Raw genomic sequence first — 26,286 nt, 5'->3', positions numbered from 1 at the left:
CCGTCACTCGGTGTCGCGCCCGGAAAAACGGTCCGACGAGACGGACGACCGGTCGCCGTGAGAGAGCAATACTTACGTCCACGCCCATCCGGCCTACGAACATGACAGAGACTGTGCTGCTCGTTGGCGGTGGCGGGCGCGAACACGCCGTCGCTCGCGCGCTGGCCGACTCAGACGCCGCGCTGTACGCCTGTGCGGGCAACCGGAACCCGGGCATCGTCGCCCTCGCCGACGGGTTCGAGGCGCTCGACACGACGAACCCAGGCCGTGACGACCTACGCCCGGGAGGTCGACGCGACGCTGGCCGTGGTCGGCCCCGAGGCACCGCTCGCGGCTGGCGTGGCCGACGCGCTCGACGACGCCGGCGTCTACGCCTTCGGGCCACAGGAGGCCGAGGCCCGCATCGAGACGGACAAGGCGTTCCAGCGCCGCTTCATGCGCGAACACGACATCCCCGGCTGTCCAGACTTCGAGACGTTCGAGGACATGGAGGCCGCCTGCGAGTACATCGACGCGTACGACGGCGACCTCGCGGTCAAGCCGGCCGGCCTCACCGGCGGCAAGGGCGTCCGGGTCATCGGCGACCAGGTGACCGCCGAGGAGGCCAAGGAGTACCTCCGGACCTCGGACTACGACCGCGTCGTCCTCGAGGAACGGCTGGTCGGCGAGGAGTTCACCGTCCAGGCGTTCGTCGCCAACGGCGACCTGCGGGTCACCCCGGCCGTCCAGGACCACAAGCGCGCCTACGAGGGCGACGAAGGGCCGAACACCGGCGGGATGGGGAGCTACTCCGACGCCGGCCTCGCGCTCCCGTTTATGACCGAGGACGACTACACCGACGCCGTCGAGGTCATGGAGGCCACCGTCGAGGCGCTCGAGGGCTACAAGGGCGTCCTTTACGGCCAGTTCATGCTCACCGAGACGGGGCCGCGCGTCGTGGAGTTCAACGCCCGCTTTGGCGACCCCGAGGCGATGAACACGCTCCCGGTCCTGAACACGGACTTCCTGGACGTGCTCACGGCTGCCCGCGAGGGCGACTCGCTCCCGCAGCTGTCCTTCCAGCCGAAGGCCACCGTCTGCAAGTACGCCGTCCCGGACGGTTACCCGACCGACCCCGAGTCCGGCGCGAAGGTGACTATCGACGAGGAGAACGCGGGCGAGGCGCTGCTGTTCTACGCCAGCGTCGACGACCGCGAGGACGGCATCTACACGACGACCTCACGGTCCTACGCCGTCGTCGGCGTCGCCGACACCATCACCGAGGCCGAGGAGATCGCCGAGGGCGCGCTCGAACGCGCCGGCACGGAGGGCCTGCGCGTGCGCCACGACATCGGGAAGCCGGACCTCGTCCAGCAGCGCATCGATCACATGGACGAGATCCGCGGCGGCGACTGACTCCCTCGCCGGCCCGGTCGGACTGGGGGTTCAAGTCCCACCGGCCGGTACGGGGTTGCGTGAACGCGACGCCGGGGGCCGGACCAGTGGGCACGTCCGGGGGAGGTACTCGACGGTGGCGCTGACGTCGGTCAACGTCGGCGCGTCGCTGAACATCGTCGGGTCGATTCTCCAGTGGCTCGCCGTTCCGCTCACGATTCCGCTCGCGACGGCCGTGCTCTACGGCGAGGATCCCGTCCCCTACCTGGCGGCCATCGCGGTGGCGCTGGCCGTCGGGACGGCACTCGCCCAGTTCCGGCGCGAGGGTATCTACGACCGCGAGGCGTTCCTGGCCGTCTCGCTGTCGTGGCTCTCCATCGCCCTCGTCGGCGCGATTCCGTTCGTGCTCGAGGGGACCGGCGTGTTCGCGAGCCCGGTCAACGCCCTCTTCGAGAGTATGAGCGGCATCACGACGACGGGCGCGACGGTCGTCCGGGACTTCGGAGCCCACTCCCAGGGGCTGTTGATGTGGCGCCAGGTCATCCAGTGGCTCGGCGGCCTCGGGGTCCTCCTGCTCGCGACGGCGGTCCTCTCGCGGCTCTCCGTCGCCGGCGCGCAGCTGATGGAGACCGAGACGCGCACGAAGAACGTCACGAAGCTCACCCCGGCCATCGGCGAGACGGCCCAGATAATCGTCACGCTCTACCTCGGGTTGACGGCCGCGGCGGCGCTCCTGCTGGGCCTGCTCGGCGCGGTCGGGCTCGCACCGGAGATGACGGCCTTCGACGCCATCGCCCACGCCTTCACGAGCATCGCCACGGCCGGCTTCTCGCCGCGGGCCGAGAGCGTGGGCGCGTTCTCCCCGGCCGTCCAGTGGGCCATCATCTGCATCATGGTCGTCGGCGCGACGAACTTCATCCTCATGTACGCCGTTCTCCGGGGTGACGTCTCGCGCCTGCGCGAGAGCGACGAGCTCCACTTCTACCTGGGGATTCTCGGCGGCGGGAGCGCGCTCATCCTCGGCCTGCTCGTGGCCAACGCGACTATCGCGGGTCCGGAGGCGTCGGTCCGCCACGCCGTCTTCCAGGTGGTCTCTATCGTGACGACGACTGGCTACGCCTCGACGGACTTCAACCTCTGGTCGGCCGCCGCGAAGAACGTCCTGTTCGTGGGGATGTTCGTCGGCGGGATGGCCGGCAGCACGACCTGTTCGATCAAGTCGCTGCGCTGGCTGCTGGTCACGAAGTCCTTCTGGCGCGACCTCAACGTCTCGGCGCACCCGCGGACGATCCGCCCAATACGGCTGGGCGGCGAGGTGGTTGACGAACAGACCGTCCAGAACGTCTACGCCTACACCCTGGTCGCGCTCGTGTTCTTCATCCTCGGGACGGTCCTGCTCATCGCTGACGGCGAGCGAGCGGGTGCGCCACTCACGGAGTTCGAGGCCCTGAGCGCGTCGGCGTCGACGTTCTTCAACATCGGCCCCGCCTTCGGCAAGGCGGGCCCGTACGGGACCTACGAGGGGTTCGCCCGGTCGAGCAAGCTGTTGATGGTCCTGCTGATGTGGGTCGGCCGCATCGAGATCATCCCGGTGCTGGTGCTGTTTACCCCCGCGTTCTGGCGGCGGTAGGGCGGGGAGTTCAAGAGGGGACCGTCCTACAGACTGCCGTGACAGCCCGCGACGGTACCGACGACGACGGGACGGCCTCGACCGACGGGGAGCGGCGCCACGACAGACTCACCCGCCACCCCACGACCGGGCCGCTGAACTCGCTGTACCACTGGACCGACGCGCGCCACCCGGTTCGCGTGATGGTCAACTACGCCGTCATCTTCCTCTGTCGAATCCTTCCCAGCATGCGACTGAAGAACGTCCTCCTGCGCCGGCTGGGGATGACCGTCGGCGACGGCGTCGCGTGGGGCTTAGAGTCGACGCCGGACGTCTTCTGGCCCGACCTCATCACCGTCGAGGACCACGCCATCATCGGCTACGACGCGACGGTGCTGTGCCACGAGTTCCTCCAGTCGGAGTACCGGACCGGCGCGGTCAGAATCGGCGAGCGGGCGATGATTGGCGCGGGCGCTGTCGTCCTCCCCGGCGTCGACATCGGCGCGGGCGCACAGGTCGCGGCCAACTCGCTCGTGGTCGAGGACGTGCCCCCGGAGACGACCGTCGCCGGCGTGCCGGCGGCACCGGTCGGAGAGACAGACAGCGACGCCTAGTCGCGTATCCGGACGACGCCTTCACGGAACACCTTCTGGTTGGGGATGACGTGTTCGCGGCCGTCGCTCTCGACGTGGGTCACGAACATGTCGATCTCCTGGACGATTCCCTGCCGGTCCCCGATGACGATCTCGTCGCCGATACTGTAGGGTTCGGTCAGCAGGACGTAGACGCCCGCGGCACTGGCCGTGAGGACGTCCCGGAGCGCCAGTCCCACGAGGAAGACGAGGCCGAACGCGTAGGCTGCAAGCAGGATGAGCAGCGCCAGCGTGTCCACGCCCAGCTGGCCCAGCGCGATGAGGACGGCCAGGTAGAAGATGCTGTACTTGACCAGTTCCGGCACCACCGTCGCTTCCGGCAGTTTCACGCTCCGCAGGCGCTCCGAGACGATGAGTCTGGCCTTGTCGCCGGCGATGAGGCCGATGATGAGGGCGAAAGCGGCGATGAAGAGGTCGGGCAGGAAGGCGGTAAACCGCGTCCAGTACGCTTCGGGGTCGACGAGCTGGGCGATGTTCAGCGCGACGGTGATGGCGGTGATGTAGACGAACAGCGCCGCGAGGTTCGAGACAATGCCGACCGTCGACGTGCCGAGACTGCGGGCCGTCCGCTCGAAGGGTGTCCCTTCGACGGCCTCGGGGACTCCAAGTTCTCGCATGAACTGCCGGAGCGAGCGCCAGACGAAGTACCCGAAGATGGCGCCGACGACCAGGACGGCCAGCGACAGGACGAACGCGCCCTCCGGCGAGAACACGGTCCGGACGAGTTCCGGCCAGTCGATTCCGAACTGCATCGTCAGTACTCCTCTGGGTCGACTTCGAGGATGAGCTCCCCGCCTTTGAACGCTCGGACCAGCCCGTCGCTCTCGGAGAGCACTATCGCGATCGCGTTGGTGTCGCGGGTGATGGCCCCGCCGGCCATGTGGCGTGCACCGAGCCCCTTCGGGATGTCGACGCCCTCAGCGGAGGGTTCGAGGTACCGGTACGCCGAGACGATCTTCCCGGCGTCGGAGATGACGAAGGCCCCGTCGAGTCGCGAGAACTCCTTGAGCATCACGTTCACGATGGGGTCCCCGACGTGGACGTGGGACTTCTCGAAGGGGTTGTACGACAGCGGCCGGGACTTGTTCATCACCTTGCCGGCGTCGCCGACGACGAACAGCGCGCCGACGGGCTTGCCCTTCTGTCCTTTCTTGCCCAGCTCGACCGCGACCTCGAAGACATCGCGGACGACGCCCGGCTCCGCTCGCGAGTTCACGAACAGGTCGTAGACGCCCGACGGGGAGAAGTCGCTGGTCTCGACGCGTACAACGGTGTTTGCCGTGCCGCCGAGCATGTCTGCCACGCAGACTACCTCCGCCCCCTCGTCGACCACGCCCTGCTCGAGTGCTCCTTCGATGCCAAAGCGAACCCGCCCCTCGATGTCCGTAAACTCCAGCGGGAGCTCGACGAACGGATCAGCGTCGACGGTGTTGTCCGGCGCCACGACCACCACGTCGACGTCGTCGAGCTCCCCGAACTGCTCGGCGTACGAGGCGTTCGGCGAGAACAGGAACACCGCGTCGACGTCTGCGACCACGCCGTCGAGCAGGTCGCGCAACTCGGTCATTGTACCTATCGCCTCGCTTAAGAGGAAAAAAGGTTGCGGGTAGTCTGCCGTCCGGCAGACGCTGGTCCCGGCCACTCTTTCATACTATATCTGATACTATTGGACCCCGGACGACGCAGGCCGCTCCCTCTCCTCAGCTGTCTCCGCCGGCGGGTGGTGCTCCCACCAGGTCGTCGTACACCGCCGCGAACCGCTCGCGGACGGCTTCCAGGGGAACCCCGGCCCGGTCGGCCAGCGCCAGCGCCCCGCCCATCCCGACCCCCTCTTTGGCCTCGCCGGCGACGAACCGCTCCATGGCCACGTGGTCGGCCGCCTCGAACCCTGGGTCGGTCACTGTCAGGTCCAGCGACAGCGTCTCGGCGTCCGCTCGGAGCGTGGCCGTCCCGTCCTCGGCGACGTAACTCGTCGTCGCCAGGCCGAGTCGCCCCTCGTAGCCTCCGTGTCGGACAAGCGCCGCGACGGCGAGTTGCTGGCTCCCCCCGGCCAGCGTCACCGCGGTGTCCGTCTCGACGGCCCCTGCCGTCAGGCCCGCGAGCGTCGCCAGCACCGGGTCGCCCATCCGCCGCAGCGCCCGTTTTGGCTCGCCAGCCGCGTCCCCGGTCTCCATGGAACTCGCCGCGAGCCCCTCGGCGACGACGGCTTCCTTCTGTTCGACCGGGTTCTCCGGCAGCGACGACGACACCATCGACGTCTCGCCGAGTGCCCGCAACACCCCCAGTGCGGTGGTCGTGCCCCCGGGAACCGACTCCGCGAGCCACAACTCGTCCGCCGGGAGCCGGCGACCGAACTGTCGGGCCGCCTCGAAGGCTCCGTAGGCCGACGGCACCGGGTCCTGCTCGGCGATGTCCTTCCCGGGCCGCGCCCCCACCGTGACCGTCGGCGCGCCGGTCCGTTCGGCCAGCCCCCCGTCCACGACGGCCAGGTCGAAGCCGAGCACTTCCCGCACCGCCCTTGTGACCAGCGCCGGCGTCGGGCACCCACTGGGGCTGACCGGCACCGTGTCGGTCCTGACCGGTCGCCCGTAGGTGACCAGTTCCGCGTCCGCCGCGGGCGTCGTCGCCATCAGGTCCGGGTCGGCACCTGCGGCGCTGATTCCGTCTCGCTGGGCCGTCTCCGTCGTTCCGGCGACGAGGACGAACCTGATTCCGTCGGGGGCTCGGCGCATGTGGTCGTGAGTTACTGCAACCGGACTTGAACGCGTCGGTGCGGGCCGGCGTATGTTTTATACGCACGCCCCTCGCCGCTCTACTATGGACGACTTCGAAGAACTCGTCTCCTCGCTGACGCCCCGCGAGGACAACGAGGCCATCAAGTCCTACCAGAACACCACGGCCGTCGCCTGCCCGGCCTGCGAGAAGCCGTTCGACGACATGGTGGTCTGCAAGCGGGACCTGACGTCCTTAGAGATGGACTTCGAGATGGACCTCTGTACAGGCATCCACGACGACTCGGTGATCCTGTTCACGCATCGCTAGGTAGGTCGCGGGACCGGATTCGAACCGGGCGAAGACTCGCTTCGCTCGTCTTCCAGAGTTCATCTCCGTCGGCCACAAAAGTTGTTCGCGAAGCGGTGTGCGGGACCGGTTTTGAACCGGAGCAAGAAATGCTCGCTCACGTCCGTTCGCTGCGCGTTCCTTGCAGGGTTCAAATCCGCTGGCGCAGACACGTCTCTCACGTCCGTTCGAGACGGGATGCGCGGGACCGGATTTGAACCGGCGGACCCCTACGGGATAGCGTCCTAAGCGCTACGCCTTTTCCTGGCTCGGCAACCCGCGCGCACCCGCCAGTTTCCCCGAGGGAGGCAAGAACCCTTCGCTTGCGGGCGACGAAGGTTTAGGTGGCCCGGCGACCAACCCCTGCCCATGTACCGTGCGAGCGATCGGGTGGAACACGACGAGTGGCTCTCGGATATCGAGACGGCGGCGGACAGCCTCGGCCTCGGGACGGCGGCCCGGTCGCACGCGGTGGACCTCTTCCTTTCGACGATTCCTGACGAGGACCGCTCGAAGCGGGCGACGATGGCCGCGAGCGTCTACGTGGGGGCGTTGTTGGCGAGCGAGGAGCGGTCGCAGTCCGCCGTCGCCGAGGCGACGGGCGTCTCGCGGTTGACGATTCAGCAGCGCTGGAAGGGGTTGCTCGAGAGCGCCGGTCTCGAGGCGCCGGACTGGTAGTTACGACGGCGTCCCGCGCCCCTCTCGCTCGGGGTGACGTTGCCGTGCTGGTCGATCTCGCCCTTGACGATGCGCGTCGAGGAGATGATGTCGCCGTCGTCGGCGAGCACGTGGTCGACGACCTCGATCTCCAGCGGGTCGTGCCCGCGTTCGGTGCGTATCTCGTTGATGCGCTTCCCGCCGGTCTCCGTCTCGGGCGAGACGACGAGGACGTCGAACTGCGGTTCGGTGGCGATGCCGGTCGGCTCGTCGAGTTCGCGGATCTGCCACGCCCGGTCGTGGCGCCCGGCGAGGTCGTCGAGTTCGTCGGCGAGTTCGGCGCGGCGCTCGTCGAACGGTCGGATGTGGCGCTGGTCGTGGCGCGTCTTCGGGGCGAGGTCGTCGCTGGTGAGGCCGACTGTCACGTTCCCCAGTTCGAACGCCCGCTCGAAGAGGGCGCGGTGCCCGTCGTGGATAGGGTCGAAGGTCCCGCCCAGCGCGACTTCCATACACCGGGGAATGGCGGGGTCGGATTTAGTGGTGTCGACTTTCGCAATCTTCGTCACTGCGTCCCACGAGTGCGGGGCGAACCGGAGCCCGCCTATCGATACGGTCCGTCCTCACTCTTCGGCGTCGTCCCGCTCGTCCTCGTCGGCGTCCTCGACCGAGATGGTGACCGGTTCGCTCCCCGAGTCGATCTCCTCGTGTTCGCCGCCGAGGTACTCGTCTAGGTTGAAGACGGTGTTCAGTTCCGTCTGGACGTCGCCGACGATGGCGTTGACGAGCTCGCTGGGTGCGATGGCGCTGTACTCGTACGGGTTGTTGCCCGCACCGTCGCTCTCTCGCTTGGTCCGTGTCACCTTCGCCTCCTCGTGGAGTTCGGCCAGCGCCTCCCTGACCGTGCTGGGGTACAGGCCCGTGCCGTCGGCGACCTCCTCGCTCGTGCTCTGTGGATGCTGCCGCAGGTGGACGTAGATCCGCGCCCGCGTCTCGGTGTCCAGCACCCACGAGAGCAGGTCGACGATGCCCTCGTCGAACTGCTCGACCGCGCGGTCGGCCTCCTGTTCGAGTCGGTCGCGTACGTCGCCGCTCTCCCGAAGTTCCTCGTCTGTGTCGTCGTCGGACATGCGTTGTCTCTGTAAGGACGGAAGTTCTGTCGAGATAAAAATCCTTGCCTCGTGTCGTCAGGACCGGACCGCGCCACCAGCTCCCGGCGACGGGCACAACGGTATTCTCCAGAGAGCATTGTATATAAATGCCCCGAAATCGGCGTCCTGCTATCGCCGCTGAAACCGTCCCTCGGGTATTACTTCACTGTAGGTGGTATGGGAGTGCGTCGGACGATTCGACCCGCGCTCGGGGTCGTTCGTCCGCTGCCCGGCCGGTCTGTCCACCGGTGGGACACAGGCCGCACGCCAGGTACGCTCCGGGTGCTGCTCGGAGTGGGGAAACGTGGTGGCTCCCAAAGCCCGACACGCGATTCTCGCCGACCGGTTCGCGACCCGTTCGCGCTACCCGCCGAGTCTGACGTCGTCACAGACAGCCTGGATGCCCTCGCTGCGGAGCCGTCGCTGTCTGGCCGCGCCGCTCTCCCGGTCGATCATCGTTCGGAGGCCGTCGACGCCGAGCCGGTCACACTCCTCGTCGACCAGCGTCGCCACGGACGCCGTCTCCGAGCAGTCTGGTCTGAGCAGGGCCGCCGACTGGCCGTGTCGGAGGGCACGCCACTTGTTGTCGTCGAGGAACTCGCGTCGAATCTCGGTCCCGGACTCCCCGTCCTCGTAGCGGGCGGCGTAGTCGGTCACGAGCGCGTGGACGTACTCGACGAACGCGAGGACGCGCTCCGGGTCGGCCTGTGCGTCGGGTGCTCTGACCTCGACGGTCCCGTGGCCCGAGTGGGGCCGCACGTCGAACCAGAGCTCGCCCCGATCGTCGATGCTCCCGGTCGCGATCATCCGCTCCTCGTAGCGCTCGAAGGCCGCGTAGTCCTCGAAGGCCGTCGGCATCCCGGTGTTCGGAAGCCCCTCGAAGATCTTGGCGCGGGCCGACTGCAGGCCCGTGTCGAACCCGTTCCAGAACGGCGAGTTCGCCGAGACGGCAAGCAACAGCGGGACGTGCCAGCGCAGTTCGTTGGCGACCCAGACGGCCTTGTCGGGGTCGTCGACGCCGACGTGGACGTGCAGGCCCGCCGTCGTGTTCCGGTGCTGTGGGTACTGAATGCGGTCGAGCTGGGCGCGGTAGCGCGGTTTCTCGGCGTGTTCGAGCTCGCGCCACTTCGCGGCGGGGTGCAGACCGGCGGCGGCGATACCGAAGCCGTGGGCCTCGGCGTGGTCGACCAGCGCCTCGCGGACGCCCAGCAACTCCTCGCGGGCGTCCGCAGGGGCCTCGATGAGCGGCGTCTGGGTCTCGATGACGCACTTGAACAGTTCGTGGTCGAGTCGCCCCGCGAGCAGGTCCGGAGGGTCGCCCCCGTAGACGAGTTCGTCGGTCCCCGACGTCGGGCGTCCGTGCTCGTCGACCACGTAGAACTCTTCCTCGATGCCGAGCGTCCCCATCCGGGTGAAGTTCTCGGCAGACCCCGTCTCGTCCATCGAGTCGTGCATCGCAATCGAGGCGCTAAAGCCTTCCGTCACCCGGCGGTTACCGGTCTCGAGGCGTGGCCACCACGCCGAGGTGGTCGTCGTGGTACGGGTCGAGTTCGTTCGTCTCCAGCACCTCGTATTCCGCCTCTATGTCCGCGAGCACGTCGTCGAACACCGCCCGTGGGTCGGCCGTCACGTCCTCGCTTCGTGCCTTGATGGCCGCGAGCAACCGCCCGTCGTCGCCGAGGAACTGCCGGTTGAGTGTCGCCACGCGTCCCTGGCCGCGGGTGGCGACGTCCTGGACCACGACGTCGACGGGTTCGACGACGTGGGCGTAGGTCTCGGGTTTCCGGGCGTCTTTCAGCAGCGGGAAGAGCCGCGGTCGGCTCTCGGCCGCGGCAAGGAGGTCCCGCATCGGCCGCGGGGCGAACTCCACGGCGTACGTCGGGCCACAGAAATCCGCGACGTGGCTGACCGTCGTCCCCGCCGCCGCACCCAGGTACAGGACCGTCTCGCCGCCCGTGAGACCGGTCGCCATCCCGAGTTCGAGCATCGCGCCCAGTTTCGAGCGGTGGGGGTCCCAGCGCCGCCAGGGGCCGTCGGTCGGTTCCCCGTAGACCGGTTCCCCGCGGGTCGCGATGCCCGTCTCGCCGTCGAACTCGTGGTGCTCGACCCCGTCGGGGAGCGTCACGCGTCCGCACCCCCGCGTGCCTGGATTGTTGCGATGCGGTCTTCGAGTTCCTCGGCCAGTTCCGGCCGGCGGTCACCGCTGTAGTGGTCGATGCGCGCCGCGATGCTGAGCTTGCCCGCCAGCGCCCGCGACGCGGACCCGCGGTCCTCGGGCCGGGTCCCGCGGACGTACTCGTGCGTGTAGATGACCCCGTGTTTGGGCGAGGGGGCGCCGCCCTGGAGGTGGGCGAACAGCGCGTCCTCGGCGCCGAGCAGCTGGACGGTCCCGCTGGGCTTCTTCGCGAGCGCCTCCAGGCCGCCGGCCAGCGCGACGAGGCGGGCGGCCAGCACCGGCCCGGCGAGCATCGAGAGGTTCGGCGCGACCGCCGGGGCCGTCCGCTCGATGTACGCCCTGAGCGAGTCGGCCTCGTCAGCCAGCGCGACGGTCCGCTCGGCGAGCGAGCGCAGCGCCCTGTCGGCGTCCGCGTCGTTCTCGCGGGTCGCCACCGCGCGGGCGCAGTCGATACCACTGCCCGACTCGCCGTAGCGGCTCCCTGCCCACTCGGCGACCCGTTCGGCGAGTTCGTTCGCGGTCCGCTCGCAGTCGGCCATCGCTCGGACGGCGTGGACGAGTTGCCTGTCGTCGGCGCCCTCGCGTTCCCGGACGGCCGTCTCGGCGGCCGCCATCGTCGCGTCCTTCAGCCGGTCGTAGTACGCTGTCTCGTCCGCGACGAACCCGGTCTCGACCGCCCGCGTCGGCCAGTCGTCGGGCCCGTCGGCGCGCCCGTCCCGGACCCGTGCCGCAGCAGCCGCCACGTCGTCGGCGTCGACGCCGGCGAACCACCCGTCTGTCATATCTCTCCCTTGCCGGGGCCCCGGGAAAAGGGGCCCGGTTACGTGGTGCCCCGCGACGAACGTGGCGCGCGCTGTCCACGCCCGTCCGTCGGTGTACACAGCTGGACCGGCCCGTTGCTAGCACAGGTGAATACTACTTTATATTTTCAAACGACCTTCAGTAGGGTGTTATGGCAATCCGACGATACCCCTTCGACAGCATGGAACAGTTCTTCGACCAGATGCGCCGCGAGATGTTCGGCGGCTGGGACGAGATGATGAGCGACTGGGACCGACAGGACCTCGGGCGGGTCGACGCCTGGGACGCCGGCATCAGCGTCGAGGACACCGACGACGGCTTCGTCGTGCTGGCCGACATCCCCGGATTCGAGCGCGAGGAACTCTCCCTGCGACTCCACGACGACGTCCTGGTCATCCGCGGCGAACACGAGGTGGGCGACGAGTACGGCTCCCGCAGCCGCACCGTCCACGAGCGCATCTCGCTGCCGGCCCGGCCCGACCCCGAGCACGTCAGCGCGAGCTACCGCAACGGCGTGCTCGAAGTCGAGTTCAGCATCGATGACGATTCCGACGAAGGAACCAGCATCGACATCGAGTAGATCCGGGGCTCGACAGCCCGGCCGACCGATTCTGTATTGCGATGGCCCGAAAGCGGGTTACGGTGGCAGGAGAGTGGGTGACGGATGCGGCTGACCGTGGGCTTCGAGAGAAACTCTTCGAAACGTGGAATCTGTTAACTTCCCTTATATATTTGACCCGGTAGGTCGAAACGGAGGGTATGGCAGGTGACGACCCGCGCCCAGCGTGGCGCGACGCCGAGGAGCGCTACACCGACGAGGTCGTCGGGGACGACACCATCGGCGAGATGTTCGCGGCGAGTGCCCGCCGAAACGCCGACCGGCCGGCCCAGATGTACAAGGGCGGCGTCTACGACCGGACGCTGACGGAGTCGGTCATCGCGACGGCCCCGAACGGCGAGTACGGCACTATTTCCTACGAACGAATGCACGACATCGTCAAGCACCTGGCCGCCGGGTTCCGCGACCTCGGCGTCGGCGCGGACGACCGGGTGGGTCTCTTCGCGAGTACGCGCATGGAGTGGGCGCTCTGTGACTTCGGCGTGCTCTCGGCCGGCGGCGTCGTCACGACGGTCTACAGCGAGTCCTCGCCGCGACAGGTCCAGTACCTCCTCGACGACCCGGACGCCGACGCCGTCGTCGTCGAGAACGAGGAGCACCTCCGTCGCGTCCTCGAGGTCGAAGACGACCTCTCGCTGTCGTTCTACGTGGTGATGGACGACACCGACGTCGACCGCGACGACGTCTACTCCCTGCAGTCCGTCCACGATCGTGGGGCGGACGTCTTCCAGGAGACGGCCTACCAGTCGTGGCTGGACGAGCGGTCGCCGACGGACCTCGCGAGCCTCATCTACACCTCGGGAACGACTGGGCGCCCGAAGGGCGTGGAACTCACCCACCGGAACTTCCGGTCGAACGTCAACCAGGCCCGCAAGCGACTCGGGCCCCGGCCGGACAAACACCCGGACCTGCCGAGCGTCCGGCCCGGCATCCGCTCGATATCCTTCCTCCCGCTCGCGCACGTCTTCGAACGGCTGGCCGGGCACTTCTTCGTGTACGCCTCGGGGGGGGACGGTCGGCTACGTCGAGAGCCCGGACACGCTGGCGGACGACATCCAGCAGATCCGCCCGAACATGGGGGCGAGCGTCCCCCGGGTCTACGAGCGCATCTTCGACACGATGCGGACCCAGGCCGCCGAGTCGCCGGTGAAGGAACGCATCTTCGAGTGGGCGATGGACGTCGCGCGGGCCTACACACGGACCGACGACCCCGGACCCGTCCTCGGGCTGAAACACGCCGTCGCCGACCGCCTGGTCTACAGCACCGTCGCGGAGAACCTGGGCGGCGAACTCGAGTTCATGGTCAGCGGGGCGGGACGCTCTCGAAGCGCCTCTGTGCCACCTTCCTCGGTATGGGCCTGACCATCGTCGAGGGCTACGGGCTCACCGAGACGTCGCCGGTCGTGACCATCAACCCGCCGGAGAACGTCCGCCCGGGCACACTCGGCGTCCCGGTGGTCGACGTCGACGTCCGAATCGACGAGTCCGTCGTCGACGCGACCCAGTTCGACGACGTCGAGGGCCCCCTGGGTGAGCTCCTCGTCGACGGCCCGAACGTCACCCGCGGCTACTGGAACCAGCCGGGGCCGACGGAGCGTGCCTTCACCGAAATCGACGGGAGGCACTGGTTTCGCACCGGCGACATCGTCGAGCAGACCGACGACGACTTTCTGATTTACCACGACCGAATCAAAGAGGTGCTCGTGCTCTCGACGGGCAAGAACGTCGCCCCCCCAGCCCATCGAGGAGCAGTTCGCGACCAGCGACCGGGTCGAACAGATCATGGTCGTCGGCGACGACCAGAAGTTCGTCGGCGCGCTCGTCGTCCCGAACTTCGAGCAGCTCGAGCGGTGGGCCGAGCGCGAGGGTGTGGACCTGCCGGCGGACGACTACGCCCGGTGTTCCGACGAGCGGGTCCGGGCGTGGGTCAAGGAAGCCGTCGACGACGTCAACGAGGACCTAGAGAAGGTCGAGCGCATCAAGCAGTTCGAACTCGTCCCCGAAGAGTGGACGGCCGAGAACGACCTGCTGACCCTCGATGAAGAAGAAGCGCCGCAACATCCGGACCGAGTTCGAGGCCAAGCTCCGGGAGATTTACGGCGAGGACTACAAGCAGCGGTGAGCCGGGCGCGTCGTGCCGTCACCAGACGACGTCGAGCGCCCGTTCTCTGGGCCCGTCGCAGTCGACCAGCAGCACCGACTGCCACGTCCCCAGGTCCAGGTCGCCGTCGACCACCGGCACCGTCTCGCTGGGCCCGACCAGCATCGCCCGTACGTGTGCGTCGGCGTTGCCGTCGAGGGCATCGTGCTCCCAGCCCTCGTCGGCGACGAGGTCGGACAGTGCCGACGCGAAGTCGTCCAGCAGTCTCGACTCCGCTTCGTTGACCGTGACGCCGGTGGTCGTGTGCCGGGCGAAGACGGTGCAAGACCCCTGGAGGTCGGACGGGACTGCGTCCTGTACGCGGTCGGTGACGTCGACCACCGAGAGCCGGTCCTCCGTCGAGACGAGGATGCGTGACGTTCCCATACCCCCCGTATGGGCGGCTCCCCCGAAAACGTCACGGCGACCCGCCGGTCAGGCGAGCCACTCGTCGGGCTTGGTGCTGTAGTCGATGTCCGTCGCTGCGAGGTGTTCGACCTCGGTCCAGTCGACGTCCCTGATGACCACCTCGGACCCGTCGTACTCGATGCGCTTGCCGACCTCCCTGGGCTCGGGCTCTCGGTCGCGCCGCCGGGCCACCTCGACGTCGTGGTCGTCGAACTCCTTGACGATGGTCAGGAGGTTCACCGGCCGCCCCCAGAGCTCGAAGACGCGCTTCAGGACGTCCGTGGCCTTGCTCATGTTCAGCATGACGCCGTTGTACTGGTGGGCCAGCAGCAGTTCGTTGCGGTTCCGGTAGTTTCCGTCCTCGACGACGATGGTCGGCTTGCCGAAGTTGGTGAACTGGAGCATCAGCTTCTTCTTTACGTCCTCGTGGTCCGTCGAGGTGACCCGGTAGTCGCCCGAGGCGTGGGTGTACTCGTAGGTGAAGTAGTCGTTGTCGTCGACGAACTCCTGGGTGAGAAACTCGTCCAAGAAGGTCACGTCGTTGTGGCTCTCGCGGATCTCGCGCATCCGTTCCCACCCACGCGTGTAGTCGACGTCCGCGAGGGCGGCCTCGATGGAGTCGTATCGCGCGTCGTCGAACATGTACCGCGAGACGCGTTCGAGTTCCGACTTGCCGATGCGCGAGAGGAACCCCCGGAACTGCGGTCTCAGGAGCGAGTAGTGGCGCTGTGCCATCCCCTCGTAGGAAAGCACCTTCCAGGGATACATCTCGACGTCGACGTCGCCCGCTCGGGCCGCCGCCAGGGCCTCGGCGTCGACACGCGGATCGTCCGGGTCAAGGGCCTCGAGGTGGCCGACGACGTCGGTCAGCCACTCGGGGGGTTCCAGCAGGTCCTGGATCTCCCGGAAGTCGACGACGTCGGTGAAGTTGCGCCAGGAGATTCCGTCGACCCTGAGGAGGCGCTCGACGACCTCCCGCCTGTTCTCGGTGTTCTCGACGTACTCCCAGAGCTCGAGGCCGAGCTTGTACGGATTCAGCCCCGGCGACCCGAGGACCTGGGCCATGTGGTCGGCATAGAGGACGAACTCGTCGTCGCCGGCGAACCGCTCGCCGGTCATCATCAGCGACTCCCAGTACGCCGCCCAGCCCTCGTTCATCACCTTCGTCATCTTCTGGGGGGCGAAGTAGTACGCCTCGCGGCGCAGCAGCTCGAGCAGGTCCGTCTGCCAGTCGGTCATCTCGACGGCGCGTTCGGCCTCCTCGTCGTAGCGCTTGCCGTGCTTGCGGAGGAAGCCCAACACGTCCTTCTCCGGTTCGGCGGGGAAGGTGACGTTGTCGCCGTCTGGCGCCTGGGCCTCGAGCCACTCCTCGTCGAAGACCTGTCGCCGCACCTCCTCGGAGAGGTCGAGGTTCTCCAGTTGCTCTGCCGGGTCGACGCCCTCGATCTCCTCGAGGCGCTCCTCGACCGTCTGGACCGGACTGTACGGCTTGTGCTGGTCGATGTTGTCCTCCAGACAGAGGACGTGGTCGATGAACTGCTCGACGTCCTCGCGGGCGATGTCCGGGTCCTGCATGTACTCCCGGATGGTCTCGCCGTGGCGCGCGAGCATGCCGGCCGCGTCGGGGTTCTCGGCGAACAGCCCGAACCACTCGTTGTTGGCAAAGAAGTCCGCGTGGGCCTCGACGTGGGTGATGACCGCCTTCTGGTCGGCCAGCGTGTTCGACTCCTGGAGGAACGCGTGGGCCGGGTCGTCGTTGTTGACGATCTCGAAGGCCTTCCCGCCGAGGAACTGGCCCTGTTTCTGCTGGCGGTCGTACTGCATCCCCCAGCGCCAGTGCGGGTAGCGGTTCTGGAACCCGCCGTATGCGATGAGCTCGTTCATCTCGTCGTAGTCGACGATCCAGTAGTTCACCGCGTACGGCGAGAGACCGAGCTCCGGGCGAGGTTGCCCGCCTCGGTGACGGGTTCCTCCAGCTCGTCGGCGATGCGCTGTTTCGCGAATCTGTCGTCTGTCGTCATTGGTCCTCCGTGCTGAGAATCTCGTAGATGGCGTCGATGACGTCCTCCGGCGAAGTGACGTATGCCACGGCGACGTTCTCGGTGTCGCGGAAGTTGCGCTCGACCTCCTCGGCGTGGGTGGCGTTGATGGCGTTGCCGCTGGGCTGGGTCTCAACGTATGCGTGGAGGTTCGCAGGGATCTGTTCCATCAGCGGAATCACCCGCTCCTCGGTGTCGTTCGAGGAGTTCTCGCTGTCGCCGGCGGCGAATACGTAGCGGTTCCACTCGCTCCAGGGGTACTCCTCCTCGAGCTTCTGGGCGGCGAGCTCGTAGGCGCTTGAGATGCGCGTCCCGCCGCCCGAGCGGATGCCGAAGAACTCCTCGCGGTCGACCTCCCAGGCGTCGGCGTCGTGGGCGATGTAGACGAACTCGGCGTTGTCGTACTTCCCGGTCAGGTACCAGTCCAGCGGCGTGAAGGTCCGCTCGACGAGTTCGCGCTTCTTCTGGCGCATCGACCCGGAGACGTCGCGGATGTTCACGACGACGACGTTCTTTTCTCGCTCCTCGATGATCTCTGGGTAGCGGTAGCGTTCGTCCTCGCGGCGGAACGGTATCTGCTCGATGCCGTCGCGGCGGATGCGGGTCGGCGTATCCACCATCTCGACGTTCGCCTCCATCTCCTCGATTGAGTCCCAGGTGGCCTTCTCGTCGGCGTCGAGCTCGTCGTAGGCGTCGTCGATCCAGGCCTTCGAGACGGGCATGTGCTTCTCGCGGGCCCACTCGAAGACCGTCGCCGGGCCCCATCCGTCTACTTTCAGCGCCTCGCGGACGTACTCCTCGTCGAAGTCCATCGCGAGCTTGCGCTTTAACCCCTGCTTGAACAGGCGCTCGAAGTCGAGCGTACTCGAGGGACCGGTCCGGGTGATGTCGGTGTAGTCACCCTCCATCTCCTCGATGACCTTCTTGCCCTTCGGCTCCAGGTCCAGGCCGAGCTGCTCGTCCAGCTCCTGGGCGAACTCCTCGGGGTCCATCTCGTAGTACTCGTGCTCGCCCCCCTTCTCGCCGGGTTCGCCGTCCTCGTCGCCGTCGCCCGGCTGGGGCTGTGGCTGGCCGACAGGGTCGCCCGGCTGGGCGCCCTCGCCCTGGCCGACGCCGCCCTTGTCACGCTGGTCGTACTCGAAGGACGGCAGGTCGATTATCTTGATCGGGATTCGCACCTCGTCGCCCCGGGACTGGCCCAGGTCGCCGTACTGGATGAACTCCGCGAGGTCCTGTCTCCGTTCCTCGCCGACCTCACGGTACCGCTCGAGGTCGTCTTTCAGTCCCATCGGTAACTCACCTGTTTCATGACGTGTCGGCTGGTCAGTTCGGCCGACGCGTGGCTGTAGCCGTGCATCTCTACCATGTTCTCCGTCGCCGTCTCCTTGAGGCGGGCCGTCTGGGTGCCCGACGGCGGGTTGTCCCACTGCCGGGGGTCGAAGTCCTCGTAGGTGCGCCGGACGTCGTCCCAGTCGTGGCTTCCGAGGACGGTCTTGATCACCGGGATCTCCTTGGGGCTGACGTCGCCGACGCGAAACTCCTCGTCGCGTCGCTGCCAGGCGTGGCGGTTCAGCGCGGTGATTATCTTGTCCGTCCGGAACGAGCGGACGGCCTCGTCGGGGTCGTTGCCCTCGTAGTTGGATTCGTCGAACCGCCCCAGGTGCTCTATCTCGAAGACCTTCATCTTCAGCGGGTCCGGGTCGACGAACTCGCCACGCTCGTTGGTGATCTGGTCGTCGGACTCCCAGGCGTAGACGTGTTCGATGTACTCCTCGACGGTGGCCTCGTCGACGCGCTTGTCACGCATCAAAGCGTCGAGCACGTCCCGTTCCTGCTCGCTGAATATCTCGTTCACCTGGACGACCCGTTCCTCGTACTCGCCGGCCTCGCCGGCCGAGAAGACCGGCGCGTCGCCGAGGCCGTCGGCGATGGCGTTGAGCACGTCGCGGGGCATGATGACGTGTTCGACCGGGAGGTCGGGATGGTGGCGGTCCTGGGTCTCGTGGAGCAGGTCCGCGATGACGTCCCGGACGTAGGTCACCGGGATGCCGTGCTCGCCGTCGTCGTCGGTCGGTTCGAGGTCGTAGTCCTCGATGTCCAGCCGCTCGTCGCCCTCCATCAGGTAGCCCCGGTCGAACAGCAGCGCCTTGTCCACCAGGTCGAGGCCGCCGGGCAACTGGGCGGTATCCAGGCGTGAGACGACGGCATACAGGGCCGCTGCCTCGACGGTGTGGGGCGCCAGTTCCTTCTCGGCGACCCGGTCCATGTCGCTCCGGACCGATATGCGCACGGGCTCCTGGATTCTCGCTTCGAGGTCGTCCCAGGAGGCCGGGTCCCAGACGGCAGTCTCGTTGGTCAGCTCGCGGCGGAGCAGCTGGGCCTCGAGCGAGACGTTCGTCAGGTAGGTAAACTCGTGTTTGTCGAGGCGCCGCTTCAGCGCCTTCAGCGGGTCCTGGCCCTCGCGCTCGGCGTGCTGATTGAGCTGGGCCTCGAGGTCCGGATTCGAGATGATGACCAGCTGCGTGTCGATGTCCATCCCGATGCCCTTGTCCAGTTTCACCCGACTTTCGTCGGGGACGTTCAGCAGCTTCTGGAGCAGGTCGGCGTGCTGAGCGGCGTCCTCGACGATGGTCAGCAGGCCGTTGCCCTGCGAGAGGACGCCGTCGTAACTGAACGCCTGGGGATTCTTCCGGCCCCGTGAGTCCAGTTCGCGGAGCATGCCGTGCATCCACGACCCGACCAGGCGCTCTTTGGGGGTCCCCTCGTCCTCCGAGTGGAGGATACCGATACCCTGGCCGACGTCGGCGACGAAGTTCTTCACCCGGAGGTGTTTCGGGTCGGTCACCGCGGAAAACAGGTTGGTGACTCCCTGGCGGCGGTACTGCTCCTCGAGGTAGTCGTACGCCTCCCGGGAGAAAGGGTCCAGCTGGCCGTCGACGCGGATCTCGATGTGGTCCTCGAGGCGCTCGTTGAGGCTGTCGACGATCTCCCCGCGCACGTCGTCGGGGAACACCGTCAGCGGGTGGACCTGGACCGGGCTCTCGTACCAGTCGTCCTCGTCCTCGACGGTCTGGTCTCCGTAGGTCAGCCCGGGGTCGTCCTCGCCGGCGCCGGCGACGTTCCACTCGATGGTGTAGCGCCGGCCGGCTGGCGTCTTCGAGAACTCCCGCAGGCCGTTGATGAGACAGCGCTTGAGCTCGGACTTGCCCGTCGCCGTGGGCCCCTCGAGCCAGATTATCTTCTCGTCTTTCCCGCGGCCCGCCGCGATAGAGCGCAGGTCGTCGACGAAGCCATTGAGCACCTCGGTGTTGCCCAGGATGGCGTGCTCGCCGTCGTTGTAGGGGTCGTCGAAGAACCGGTAGCGCTGTTTCTCCTCGCCCTCCTCGATGACCGTCCGGGTGCCGGCATCTTCGATGGCCGCGAGCAGGTACTTCGAGGCGTGGGACGCTATCTCGGGCGCCTCGAGGACGGCGTCCACGTACTCGCCGAGGCTCATCGGCGCCTCGTAGGTCCTGTCGAGCGATTCGTCCGCGCGGTCGATGAACTCCTCACCCGACATTACTCTTCCATCTCACTCTTTGCGACCTCGGCACCGGCGAACTCCAACACCTCCTTTGCACCCTCTTCGCCGTAGCCCTGTTCGATCAGCGCGTCGATCCACTTGTTGCGCTCGTCGTCGTCCATCTCGGAACTCGACACCAGCGCCGAGAAGTTGATGTTGTGCTTCTTGTCCTCCCAGAGCTTGCGTTCCAGAGCGCGGCGCAGGCGGTCGTTGTCCTGCGGGTTGAACGTGTCGCCCTCGCGGGCGCGCCGGGAGACCCAGTTCGAGACCTCCTGGCGGAAGTCGTCCTTGCGGTCCTCGGGGAGGTTGAGCTTCTCCTCGACCGACCGGAGGAACTGTTCGTCGGGTTCCTGCTCGCGGCCGGTAAGCTCGTCCTCGACGGTCGCGTCGTCGATGTAGGCCATCACGTGGTCCATGTACTTCTCGCCCTGACGCTGGATCTCGTCCATGTCGTAGGCCAGCGCGTGGCGGACGTCCTCGATGGCGCGTTCCTTGTACTCCTCGCGCACGAGTTCGAGGTAGCGGTAGTACTCGTCGAACGAGTCGGCGTCGATGGAGCCGTGGTTCTCGAGGTTGCCCTCGAGGTGGTTGAACGTCGTCAGCGGCGAGAGGAACTGCCGGTCGCGGTGCATCGAGTCCATGATGGCCTCGGCGATCTCGTCGCCGATGAACCGCGGGGAGACGCCGTCCATCCCCTCGCCGATGTCGGCCATCTGATCGGCCTCCTCGCGGAGCTTCTTGACGTCGATGTCGTCGGCCTCGTCGATCTCGCCGTTGTAGGCCTTGGCCTTCTGGACGAGGTCGATGGACTTCGAGTCGGGTTCCTCGATGCGGGTCAGCACGCCGAACAGGCCCGCCATCTCGAGGGTATGTGGCTCGACCTTGATGTCCGGCAGGTCGGCGTTGCGCAGCATCTTCCGGTAGATGCGGGCCTCCTCCTCGTACTGGAGGACGTACGGGAAGTCGATGCGCTTCGTGCGGTCGTTGAACGCCTCCATCTTCTCGTCGCCCTTCTTGTCCCGGTACTCGGGCATGTTCGTCCGGCCGACGATCACCTGGTCGATGTCGATACGTGGGTTGTTCTTGGGCTTGATCGTCTGTTCCTGGCTGGCGTGCAGGAAGTCGTACAGGAACTCCCGCTGGAGTTTCAGCAGTTCCTCGCCGGAGAACAGGCCGCGGTTGGCGTTACAGAACGCGCCGGAGTAGTCGAAGGCCCGCGGGTCGGACTCGCCGTAGATGGCGATCTTCGAGTAGTTGACGTCACCCGTGAGTTCGGTCTCGTCCTGGTTCTTCTTGTCCTTCGGTTCGAACGTCTCGATGCCCTGGCGCTGGTTCTCGTCGGCGACGAAACGGACGATCTCGATGTGGTTCTCGAGGACGGCCTGCAGGTCGTCGTCGTAGTGGGCAAGCAGGCTGTCCATGTAGAACTCCGAGGCCGGGTCGAGCGCCTGCTCGTTGCGAATGGTATACGGGGCGTCAAGCTCCTCGTTGATGTCCTCGATGACCCTGTCGCGCTGTTCCTGTGGCAGCAGGACCAGCGGATCCTGGTTCATCGGGGACCGGACGACGTCGTCGGCCGGGTCCTGGTCGTGGACGACGTCACAGAGGTTCGTCCAGCGGAAGGTGTACATCCGCCCCTCGTCGCGGCGGGTGTAGTCCTCGAAGTAGCGGCGCAGCTGGCGGTCGAAGTCGGACTTGCCCGACCCGACCGGGCCAAGCAGGAGTTTGATGCGTTTTTCGGGGCCAAGGCCCCGGGCACCGGACTTGACCTTGTTGACGAACTCGTGGATGGCCTCGTGGATGACGCGACCGTAGAACGTGTTCTCGCCGTCGTTCAGCGGGTCCTCGCTCGCGAGTTCGTACTCGACGACGCCGGCGTCCTCGTCGTAGGACGTCCCGTAGAAGTCGAACATGTCCGCGACGCGCTGGTGGGCGTTCCGGGCGATGCGCGGTTCGTCGTAACACTGTTCGAGGTACCAGTCGAACGTGTGGGTCGTCCGCAGGTCGGCCGGTATCGAATCTCGGTATTCCTTGCTCAGCGCTTCGAGTGTCTCTTTGTTCTTGCTCATGCTATGGTGGTTGGTGCTTCTCGAAACAGCACGCAGTGGTCTGTGACCACGGGCCGCGGCGGACGGCGTCCGCCTGATGGTGTCGGTCGCAGTCGGGCCGCCGGTTCATCGACCGCTCTGGGCATGCGTGCCGACGGCCGACGACCGACCCGTAGCATCGGGGCGGCGGTTGTACGAATCCTTGCCATGTCTGACGCCCGGGCGGGGTAGGACGTTCGCCCGGGGTGGTAGCGGGGACAGTGTGCGACTGTTTCCGATACTATTTATTGTATGAGGGCTTCAACAATAAGAGCCTTTTCCCCGCCACGGTTATATTCCGTCTTTTTACAGTCACGTTTCGAGTTGAAATACGGCTACGGCGCGGCGATGGTATGGTAACACAACGCATGGCAATGCTGGCTGGTTTATAAATGCCCCCGCCATCGCGGGCTTCTTGGTCGCCCGGGCGAAGAGAGTGGTATGGGACTCGACGCACTGGCCGAGGACTGGACGGTCTGGACCGAGAGCACAGAGAAGGTCGTCCTCGCCTACCGGCCGGACGTCTTCGACGGTGACGGGTTCCCCGCGCCCTGTCTGCCGACGCTCTACCTCACTCGCGGCAGGCGGACCCGTCGGCCGGGCGCCGGCCGGAGCGGCGACGACTGGTTCGTCACGCTCTACCTCGAACCGGAGGTCGACGCAGGGACCGAGCGGTACGGGGACCGCGGGAGTGCCGTCGCGGGAGCGGTCGACCTCGCGAACCGGTTCGCCGTCGGGGACGTCGACTACCGAGCGCTCTATCAAGTCCCCCGCGACGACTACCTCGCCGAACTCGACGAGCGGACCGGCCGTTCCTGACGCTTAACTTCCGCCACCGAGTACGTATCGCTATGTCGACCGTCACGCTCGTCGGAACCCGCCTCGCCGACGTCGGCGAGGAGTTCGTCTACCACGGTGAGGCAAGCGGCTGTAGCGGCTGTCCGTACCGGACGCAGTGCCTCAACCTCACGCCCGGCCGGCGCTATCGCATCGTCGACGTCCGCAAGAACGGCCAGACATTAGACTGTGCGGTCCACGAGGGCGGCGTTCGCGCCGTCGAGGTCGAACCCGCCCCGATACGCGCGAACGTCCCGACAAAAGGCGCCTTCGCCGGCAGCAAGGCCTCACTAGCCGGTCCCTGCCCGCACACCGAGTGCCCGAGCCACCCCTTCTGTGAGCCCGCGGGTGCCGACTTCGACGACGAGTACCGCATCGAGACCGTCGTGGGTGACCCGCCCCACGACTACTGCATGTTAGACCGGGACCTCACGATGGTGGAGTTCGAGGCGCCCGAGGAGTAAGGGCGCCGCGACGCGCCGCCCAAAGTTTTCTTCCGGACCCGGCCCCGTTCGCAGCCGTGATAAATGCCACCAAACTATTATTATCTCCATTCTCGATGGGCGGGTAATGGCTGCCTCGACTGGTGCAATACGGGTGCTGCACGTCGACGACGAGCCCGACTTCGCAGCGCTGGTGGCGACGTTCCTCGAACGGGAGCACGCCCAGTTCGACGTCGAAACAGCCACCAGCGCGGACGCAGGGCTCGACCGCCTCGAGTCTACCGACTTCGACTGCGTCGTCTCGGATTACGACATGCCGGGGCGGGACGGCATCGAGTTCCTCGAGGCTGTCCGCGAGCACGACCCGGACCTGCCGTTTATCCTCTATACCGGCCACGGGAGTGAAGCCGTCGCCAGCGACGCGATCTCCGCCGGCGTCACCGACTACCTCCAGAAGGAGGCGACCCCCGAGCAGTACTCCTTGCTGGCAAACCGCATCGAGCAGGCGGTCTCCCGGCGGCGGGCAGAACTCGACTACCGCGAGATATTCGAGAAGGCCACCGACGCCATCCTCATCCACGACCCGGAGACGGGCGAGGTCATCGACGCGAACCGCCGGTTCTGTGAGATGAACGAGTACTCGCGGGAGGAGGTCCTGGGCATGCACGTCGGTGACTTCTCGGTGGACGAACCGCCGTACACGAACAGCGAGGCGGTGCGACGCATCGGCAACGCCGTCGACGGCGAGCCCCAGGTCTTCGAGTGGGTCAACGAGACGGGGACTGGCGAGCGCCTGCCGGTCGAGGTCCGACTGAAACACACGCGCATCGGCGGCAAGGACCGCGTGCTCGCCCTCGTCCGGGACGTGAGCGACCGTCGGAAGCGCGAGCGCGAGCTCGAGGCCATGGACACGCTCTTCGAGACCTTCGTCGGGGGACTGCCGATGGGCGTCATCGTCGAGGGGGCCGACCGCGAGATCCGCATGGCCAACGACGCGCTCTGTGACCTCTTCGACCTGGACGTCAGCGGCGCCGACCTGGTGGGTCGCGACTGTCAGCAGGCCGCCGAGGAACTGCAGGATCACTTTGCCGACCCGGCGGCGTTCCTCGCGGACATCGAGCGGACGCTGGCGGAGCGCGAACCGGTCAGTAACGAGCGCCTCGAGCTCGCCGACGGTCGGACCTTCGAGCGCGACTACGTCCCGTACGAACTACCCGGCGGCGAGGCGAACATCTGGCTCTACCGCGACATCACGGCCCGGGAGGACCGCCGCCGCGAACTCGCCCGCTACGAGGCCATCGTCGAGAACACCGAGGACGGCGTCTACCTCTTTGACGCCGACGGAACCGTCGAGTTCGTCAACCGGCGCGTCGCCACGGTCTCGGGCGTCGACAGGGACTCGCTCGTGGGCGAACACGTCTCGGTCTTCCGGGACCGCAGCGTCGTCACGGAGGGGGAGTTTCGGACCGTCGAGGACGCCATCGCGGCCATCGCGGCGGGCGAGACAGACGACGTGCGCGTCGAGCTCGGACCCGAGACCCCCGACGGGAAGATCGCCATCTCGCTCCGCCTGACCGCGTTCGACGCCGGCGGTGAGGACAGGAAGGTCCTCGGGTTCTCGAGGGACGTGACCGAACGGAAGCGACGCGAGCGTCACTTCGAGGCCCTGTTCGAGAACGCCTCCGTCCCGATGGTCTACACCGAGTTCGCCGACGGCGAGCCGGTGGTCCGGGACGTCAACGCCTCGTTCGAGCGGGTCTTCGGATACGATGCCGACGGGGCGATGGGACGAAACCTCGATGACCTACTGGTTCCCGACGACAGGCGGGCCGGCGCCGCGGACCTCAACGAGCGGGTCCTGACGGGTGAGCAGTTCACCGCGGAGGTCCAGCGCCAGACGGCGGACGGTGTCCGTGACTTCGTGCTCCACTCGGTCCCGCTCCAGCCCGACGAGGGCAGGACCCACTCGTACGGCATCTACTACGACGTCACCGAGCGCAACGAGTACCGCCACGAGCTCGAACGGAAGAACGACCGGCTCGAGAAGTTCGCCAGCGTCGTCTCCCACGACCTCCGGAACCCGCTGACAGTCGCGACGGGACATCTCGAGCTGGCCCGTGACGAGTGTGAGTGCGGGGCCGATGCCCACCTCGCGTCCGTCCGCGACGCGCTCGACCGGAGTCAGGCGCTCGTCGACGACCTCCTGGCGCTCGCGCGCCACGGTGACGAGGTCGGTGAACGGAGCGACGTCGACCTCGCGCAGCTCGTCGCGGAATCCTGGGAGGCCGTCGACGCGGCCGAGGCGCGACTCGAGGTGGCGTCGCTACCCGTCGTCCGCGCCGACGACCGCCGCCTGAAACAGCTGCTCGAGAACCTGCTCCGGAACACGGTGGAACACGGCGGTGGGGACGTCACCGTGCGGGTCGGCGGTCTCGCGGACGGCTTCTTCGTCGCCGACGACGGGCCGGGCGTCCCCGAGAGCGAGCGCGAGCGCGTCTTCGAGACCGGCTACACGACCGCCGAGGACGGGACCGGTTTCGGCCTCTCGATCGTCACGGACATCGTCGAGGCCCACGACTGGGAGATTCGCGTCACCGAGAGCGATGGCGGCGGGGCCAGGTTCGACGTCACCGGCGTCGACGTCGTCGAGACCGGCACGTCACGGTGACCGTC

General features: G+C 67.1%; 20 protein-coding genes, 1 tRNA gene and 3 pseudogenes. 10 read left to right on the top strand and 14 right to left on the bottom strand.

Translation table 11 applies throughout. From position 1 onward, the window contains the following. The first annotated feature begins 101 nt into the window (after window positions 1-101). From purD to P1N55_RS03905, 3 genes and pseudogenes are all read left to right on the top strand, one after another. A pseudogene (gene purD / locus P1N55_RS03915) lies at window positions 102-1,395 on the top strand (phosphoribosylamine--glycine ligase). A 115-nt stretch (window positions 1,396-1,510) separates the two neighbouring features. Continuing rightward, on the top strand, window positions 1,511-3,004 hold the full coding sequence (locus P1N55_RS03910) for a TrkH family potassium uptake protein (RefSeq protein WP_276277677.1): 1,494 nt from the start codon (window positions 1,511-1,513) through the stop codon (window positions 3,002-3,004). A 38-nt stretch (window positions 3,005-3,042) separates the two neighbouring features. Next, window positions 3,043-3,597, top strand: coding sequence for an acyltransferase (locus tag P1N55_RS03905; RefSeq protein ID WP_276277676.1), 555 nt, complete (start codon window positions 3,043-3,045; stop codon window positions 3,595-3,597). Here the strand turns inward: P1N55_RS03905 and P1N55_RS03900 are convergent. The 3 genes from P1N55_RS03900 to P1N55_RS03890 form a co-directional block, all read right to left on the bottom strand. Then, entirely contained in the window at window positions 3,594-4,388 is a 795-nt protein-coding gene (locus P1N55_RS03900) for a mechanosensitive ion channel domain-containing protein (RefSeq protein ID WP_276277675.1), read from the bottom strand. The two genes, P1N55_RS03905 and P1N55_RS03900, sit on opposite strands and share 4 nt — an antisense overlap. Before the next feature lie 2 nt (window positions 4,389-4,390). After that, window positions 4,391-5,203: a diadenylate cyclase DacZ gene (dacZ, locus tag P1N55_RS03895; RefSeq protein ID WP_276277674.1), complete on the bottom strand. Its 813-nt coding sequence runs from the start codon at window positions 5,201-5,203 to the stop codon at window positions 4,391-4,393. 133 nt (window positions 5,204-5,336) lie between these two features. Then, a complete protein-coding gene (locus P1N55_RS03890) occupies window positions 5,337-6,368 on the bottom strand; it encodes a nicotinate-nucleotide--dimethylbenzimidazole phosphoribosyltransferase (protein ID WP_276277673.1) in 1,032 nt (343 codons plus the stop codon). A gap of 85 nt (window positions 6,369-6,453) precedes the next feature. Here P1N55_RS03890 and P1N55_RS03885 point away from each other — a divergent pair, with 85 nt between their 5' ends. Continuing rightward, entirely contained in the window at window positions 6,454-6,678 is a 225-nt protein-coding gene (locus tag P1N55_RS03885; RefSeq protein WP_276277672.1) for a DUF7385 family protein, read from the top strand. A 217-nt stretch (window positions 6,679-6,895) separates the two neighbouring features. Here P1N55_RS03885 and P1N55_RS03880 read toward each other — a convergent pair. After that, a tRNA-Leu gene (locus P1N55_RS03880) sits at window positions 6,896-6,979 on the bottom strand. Between the two features lie 86 nt (window positions 6,980-7,065). Here P1N55_RS03880 and P1N55_RS03875 point away from each other — a divergent pair. Continuing rightward, the gene (locus P1N55_RS03875; protein ID WP_276277671.1) at window positions 7,066-7,374 is read left to right on the top strand and encodes a transcription initiation factor IIB family protein; all 309 of its coding nucleotides are present in this window, start codon (window positions 7,066-7,068) and stop codon (window positions 7,372-7,374) included. Here P1N55_RS03875 and P1N55_RS03870 read toward each other — a convergent pair. From P1N55_RS03870 to P1N55_RS03850, 5 genes are all read right to left on the bottom strand, one after another. Then, complete coding sequence (locus P1N55_RS03870) at window positions 7,317-7,862, bottom strand: phosphopantetheine adenylyltransferase (RefSeq protein WP_276277670.1); 546 nt, start codon at window positions 7,860-7,862, stop codon at window positions 7,317-7,319. The two genes, P1N55_RS03875 and P1N55_RS03870, sit on opposite strands and share 58 nt — an antisense overlap. Before the next feature lie 111 nt (window positions 7,863-7,973). After that, the gene (locus P1N55_RS03865; RefSeq protein WP_276277669.1) at window positions 7,974-8,480 is read right to left on the bottom strand and encodes a winged helix-turn-helix domain-containing protein; all 507 of its coding nucleotides are present in this window, start codon (window positions 8,478-8,480) and stop codon (window positions 7,974-7,976) included. Between the two features lie 384 nt (window positions 8,481-8,864). Then, window positions 8,865-9,944 (bottom strand): glutamate--cysteine ligase, encoded by a 1,080-nt coding sequence (locus tag P1N55_RS03860; protein WP_276277668.1) that lies wholly within the window; start codon window positions 9,942-9,944, stop codon window positions 8,865-8,867. Window positions 9,945-9,993: 49 nt separating this feature from the next. Beyond that, window positions 9,994-10,626 carry a fibrillarin-like rRNA/tRNA 2'-O-methyltransferase gene (locus P1N55_RS03855; protein WP_276277667.1) on the bottom strand — a complete coding sequence of 211 codons (633 nt, stop codon included), beginning with the start codon at window positions 10,624-10,626 and terminating at the stop codon, window positions 9,994-9,996. Next, window positions 10,623-11,459 carry an NOP5/NOP56 family protein gene (locus tag P1N55_RS03850; protein ID WP_276277666.1) on the bottom strand — a complete coding sequence of 279 codons (837 nt, stop codon included), beginning with the start codon at window positions 11,457-11,459 and terminating at the stop codon, window positions 10,623-10,625. Before P1N55_RS03850 ends, P1N55_RS03855 begins: the two co-directional genes overlap by 4 nt. A 170-nt stretch (window positions 11,460-11,629) precedes the next feature. Between P1N55_RS03850 and P1N55_RS03845 the strand changes: the two genes are divergently transcribed. Together P1N55_RS03845 and P1N55_RS03840 are read left to right on the top strand one after the other, a co-directional pair. Further along, entirely contained in the window at window positions 11,630-12,058 is a 429-nt protein-coding gene (locus P1N55_RS03845) for an Hsp20/alpha crystallin family protein (protein WP_276277665.1), read from the top strand. Window positions 12,059-12,237: 179 nt separating this feature from the next. Then, a pseudogene (locus P1N55_RS03840) lies at window positions 12,238-14,219 on the top strand (AMP-dependent synthetase/ligase). 18 nt (window positions 14,220-14,237) lie between these two features. Here P1N55_RS03840 and P1N55_RS03835 read toward each other — a convergent pair. The 5 genes and pseudogenes from P1N55_RS03835 to P1N55_RS03815 all read right to left on the bottom strand — a co-directional run bounded on the left by P1N55_RS03835 (window position 14,238) and on the right by P1N55_RS03815 (window position 22,315). Continuing rightward, entirely contained in the window at window positions 14,238-14,624 is a 387-nt protein-coding gene (locus tag P1N55_RS03835) for a secondary thiamine-phosphate synthase enzyme YjbQ (protein ID WP_276277664.1), read from the bottom strand. A gap of 48 nt (window positions 14,625-14,672) precedes the next feature. Further along, window positions 14,673-16,666 (bottom strand): annotated as a pseudogene (locus P1N55_RS03830) (SpoVR family protein). Then, window positions 16,663-17,973 carry a YeaH/YhbH family protein gene (locus P1N55_RS03825; protein ID WP_276277663.1) on the bottom strand — a complete coding sequence of 437 codons (1,311 nt, stop codon included), beginning with the start codon at window positions 17,971-17,973 and terminating at the stop codon, window positions 16,663-16,665. The pseudogene P1N55_RS03830 and the gene P1N55_RS03825 overlap by 4 nt, the downstream one beginning before the upstream one ends. Further along, window positions 17,964-20,243 carry a PrkA family serine protein kinase gene (locus tag P1N55_RS03820; RefSeq protein WP_276277662.1) on the bottom strand — a complete coding sequence of 760 codons (2,280 nt, stop codon included), beginning with the start codon at window positions 20,241-20,243 and terminating at the stop codon, window positions 17,964-17,966. The genes P1N55_RS03825 and P1N55_RS03820 overlap by 10 nt, the downstream gene beginning before the upstream one ends. Next, complete coding sequence (locus tag P1N55_RS03815) at window positions 20,243-22,315, bottom strand: PrkA family serine protein kinase (protein ID WP_276277661.1); 2,073 nt, start codon at window positions 22,313-22,315, stop codon at window positions 20,243-20,245. The genes P1N55_RS03820 and P1N55_RS03815 overlap by 1 nt, the downstream gene beginning before the upstream one ends. Before the next feature lie 459 nt (window positions 22,316-22,774). Between P1N55_RS03815 and P1N55_RS03810 the strand changes: the two genes are divergently transcribed. The 3 genes from P1N55_RS03810 (at window position 22,775) to P1N55_RS03800 (ending at window position 26,281) form a co-directional block, all read left to right on the top strand. Further along, window positions 22,775-23,152 carry a DUF5820 family protein gene (locus P1N55_RS03810; protein WP_276277660.1) on the top strand — a complete coding sequence of 126 codons (378 nt, stop codon included), beginning with the start codon at window positions 22,775-22,777 and terminating at the stop codon, window positions 23,150-23,152. A 32-nt stretch (window positions 23,153-23,184) separates the two neighbouring features. Continuing rightward, on the top strand, window positions 23,185-23,634 hold the full coding sequence (locus P1N55_RS03805; RefSeq protein WP_276277659.1) for a UPF0179 family protein: 450 nt from the start codon (window positions 23,185-23,187) through the stop codon (window positions 23,632-23,634). A 106-nt stretch (window positions 23,635-23,740) separates the two neighbouring features. After that, a complete protein-coding gene (locus tag P1N55_RS03800) occupies window positions 23,741-26,281 on the top strand; it encodes a PAS domain S-box protein (protein WP_276277658.1) in 2,541 nt (846 codons plus the stop codon). Window positions 26,282-26,286 lie beyond the last annotated feature (5 nt).

The sequence above is a fragment of the Haloarcula regularis genome, from assembly GCF_029338315.1.
GTDB lineage: Archaea > Halobacteriota > Halobacteria > Halobacteriales > Haloarculaceae > Haloarcula > Haloarcula regularis.
The sequence above is the reverse complement of the archived record's forward strand: the minus strand, read 5'-3'. Positions and strand labels throughout refer to the sequence as shown.

Bases quoted from the DNA above. Each gene is read 5' to 3' on its own strand.
- P1N55_RS03900 (WP_276277675.1), bottom strand. From the start codon at position 4,388: ATGCAGTTCGGAATCGACTGGCCGGAACTCGTCCGGACCGTGTTCTCG.
- dacZ (WP_276277674.1), bottom strand. From the start codon at position 5,203: ATGACCGAGTTGCGCGACCTGCTCGACGGCGTGGTCGCAGACGTCGAC.
- P1N55_RS03890 (WP_276277673.1), bottom strand. From the start codon at position 6,368: ATGCGCCGAGCCCCCGACGGAATCAGGTTCGTCCTCGTCGCCGGAACG.
- P1N55_RS03885 (WP_276277672.1), top strand. From the start codon at position 6,454: ATGGACGACTTCGAAGAACTCGTCTCCTCGCTGACGCCCCGCGAGGAC.
- P1N55_RS03875 (WP_276277671.1), top strand. From the start codon at position 7,066: ATGTACCGTGCGAGCGATCGGGTGGAACACGACGAGTGGCTCTCGGAT.
- P1N55_RS03870 (WP_276277670.1), bottom strand. From the start codon at position 7,862: ATGGAAGTCGCGCTGGGCGGGACCTTCGACCCTATCCACGACGGGCAC.
- P1N55_RS03865 (WP_276277669.1), bottom strand. From the start codon at position 8,480: ATGTCCGACGACGACACAGACGAGGAACTTCGGGAGAGCGGCGACGTA.
- P1N55_RS03860 (WP_276277668.1), bottom strand. From the start codon at position 9,944: ATGGACGAGACGGGGTCTGCCGAGAACTTCACCCGGATGGGGACGCTC.
- P1N55_RS03850 (WP_276277666.1), bottom strand. From the start codon at position 11,459: ATGACAGACGGGTGGTTCGCCGGCGTCGACGCCGACGACGTGGCGGCT.
- P1N55_RS03845 (WP_276277665.1), top strand. From the start codon at position 11,630: ATGGCAATCCGACGATACCCCTTCGACAGCATGGAACAGTTCTTCGAC.
- P1N55_RS03835 (WP_276277664.1), bottom strand. From the start codon at position 14,624: ATGGGAACGTCACGCATCCTCGTCTCGACGGAGGACCGGCTCTCGGTG.
- P1N55_RS03825 (WP_276277663.1), bottom strand. From the start codon at position 17,973: ATGGGACTGAAAGACGACCTCGAGCGGTACCGTGAGGTCGGCGAGGAA.
- P1N55_RS03820 (WP_276277662.1), bottom strand. From the start codon at position 20,243: ATGTCGGGTGAGGAGTTCATCGACCGCGCGGACGAATCGCTCGACAGG.
- P1N55_RS03815 (WP_276277661.1), bottom strand. From the start codon at position 22,315: ATGAGCAAGAACAAAGAGACACTCGAAGCGCTGAGCAAGGAATACCGA.
- P1N55_RS03810 (WP_276277660.1), top strand. From the start codon at position 22,775: ATGGGACTCGACGCACTGGCCGAGGACTGGACGGTCTGGACCGAGAGC.
- P1N55_RS03805 (WP_276277659.1), top strand. From the start codon at position 23,185: ATGTCGACCGTCACGCTCGTCGGAACCCGCCTCGCCGACGTCGGCGAG.
- P1N55_RS03800 (WP_276277658.1), top strand. From the start codon at position 23,741: ATGGCTGCCTCGACTGGTGCAATACGGGTGCTGCACGTCGACGACGAG.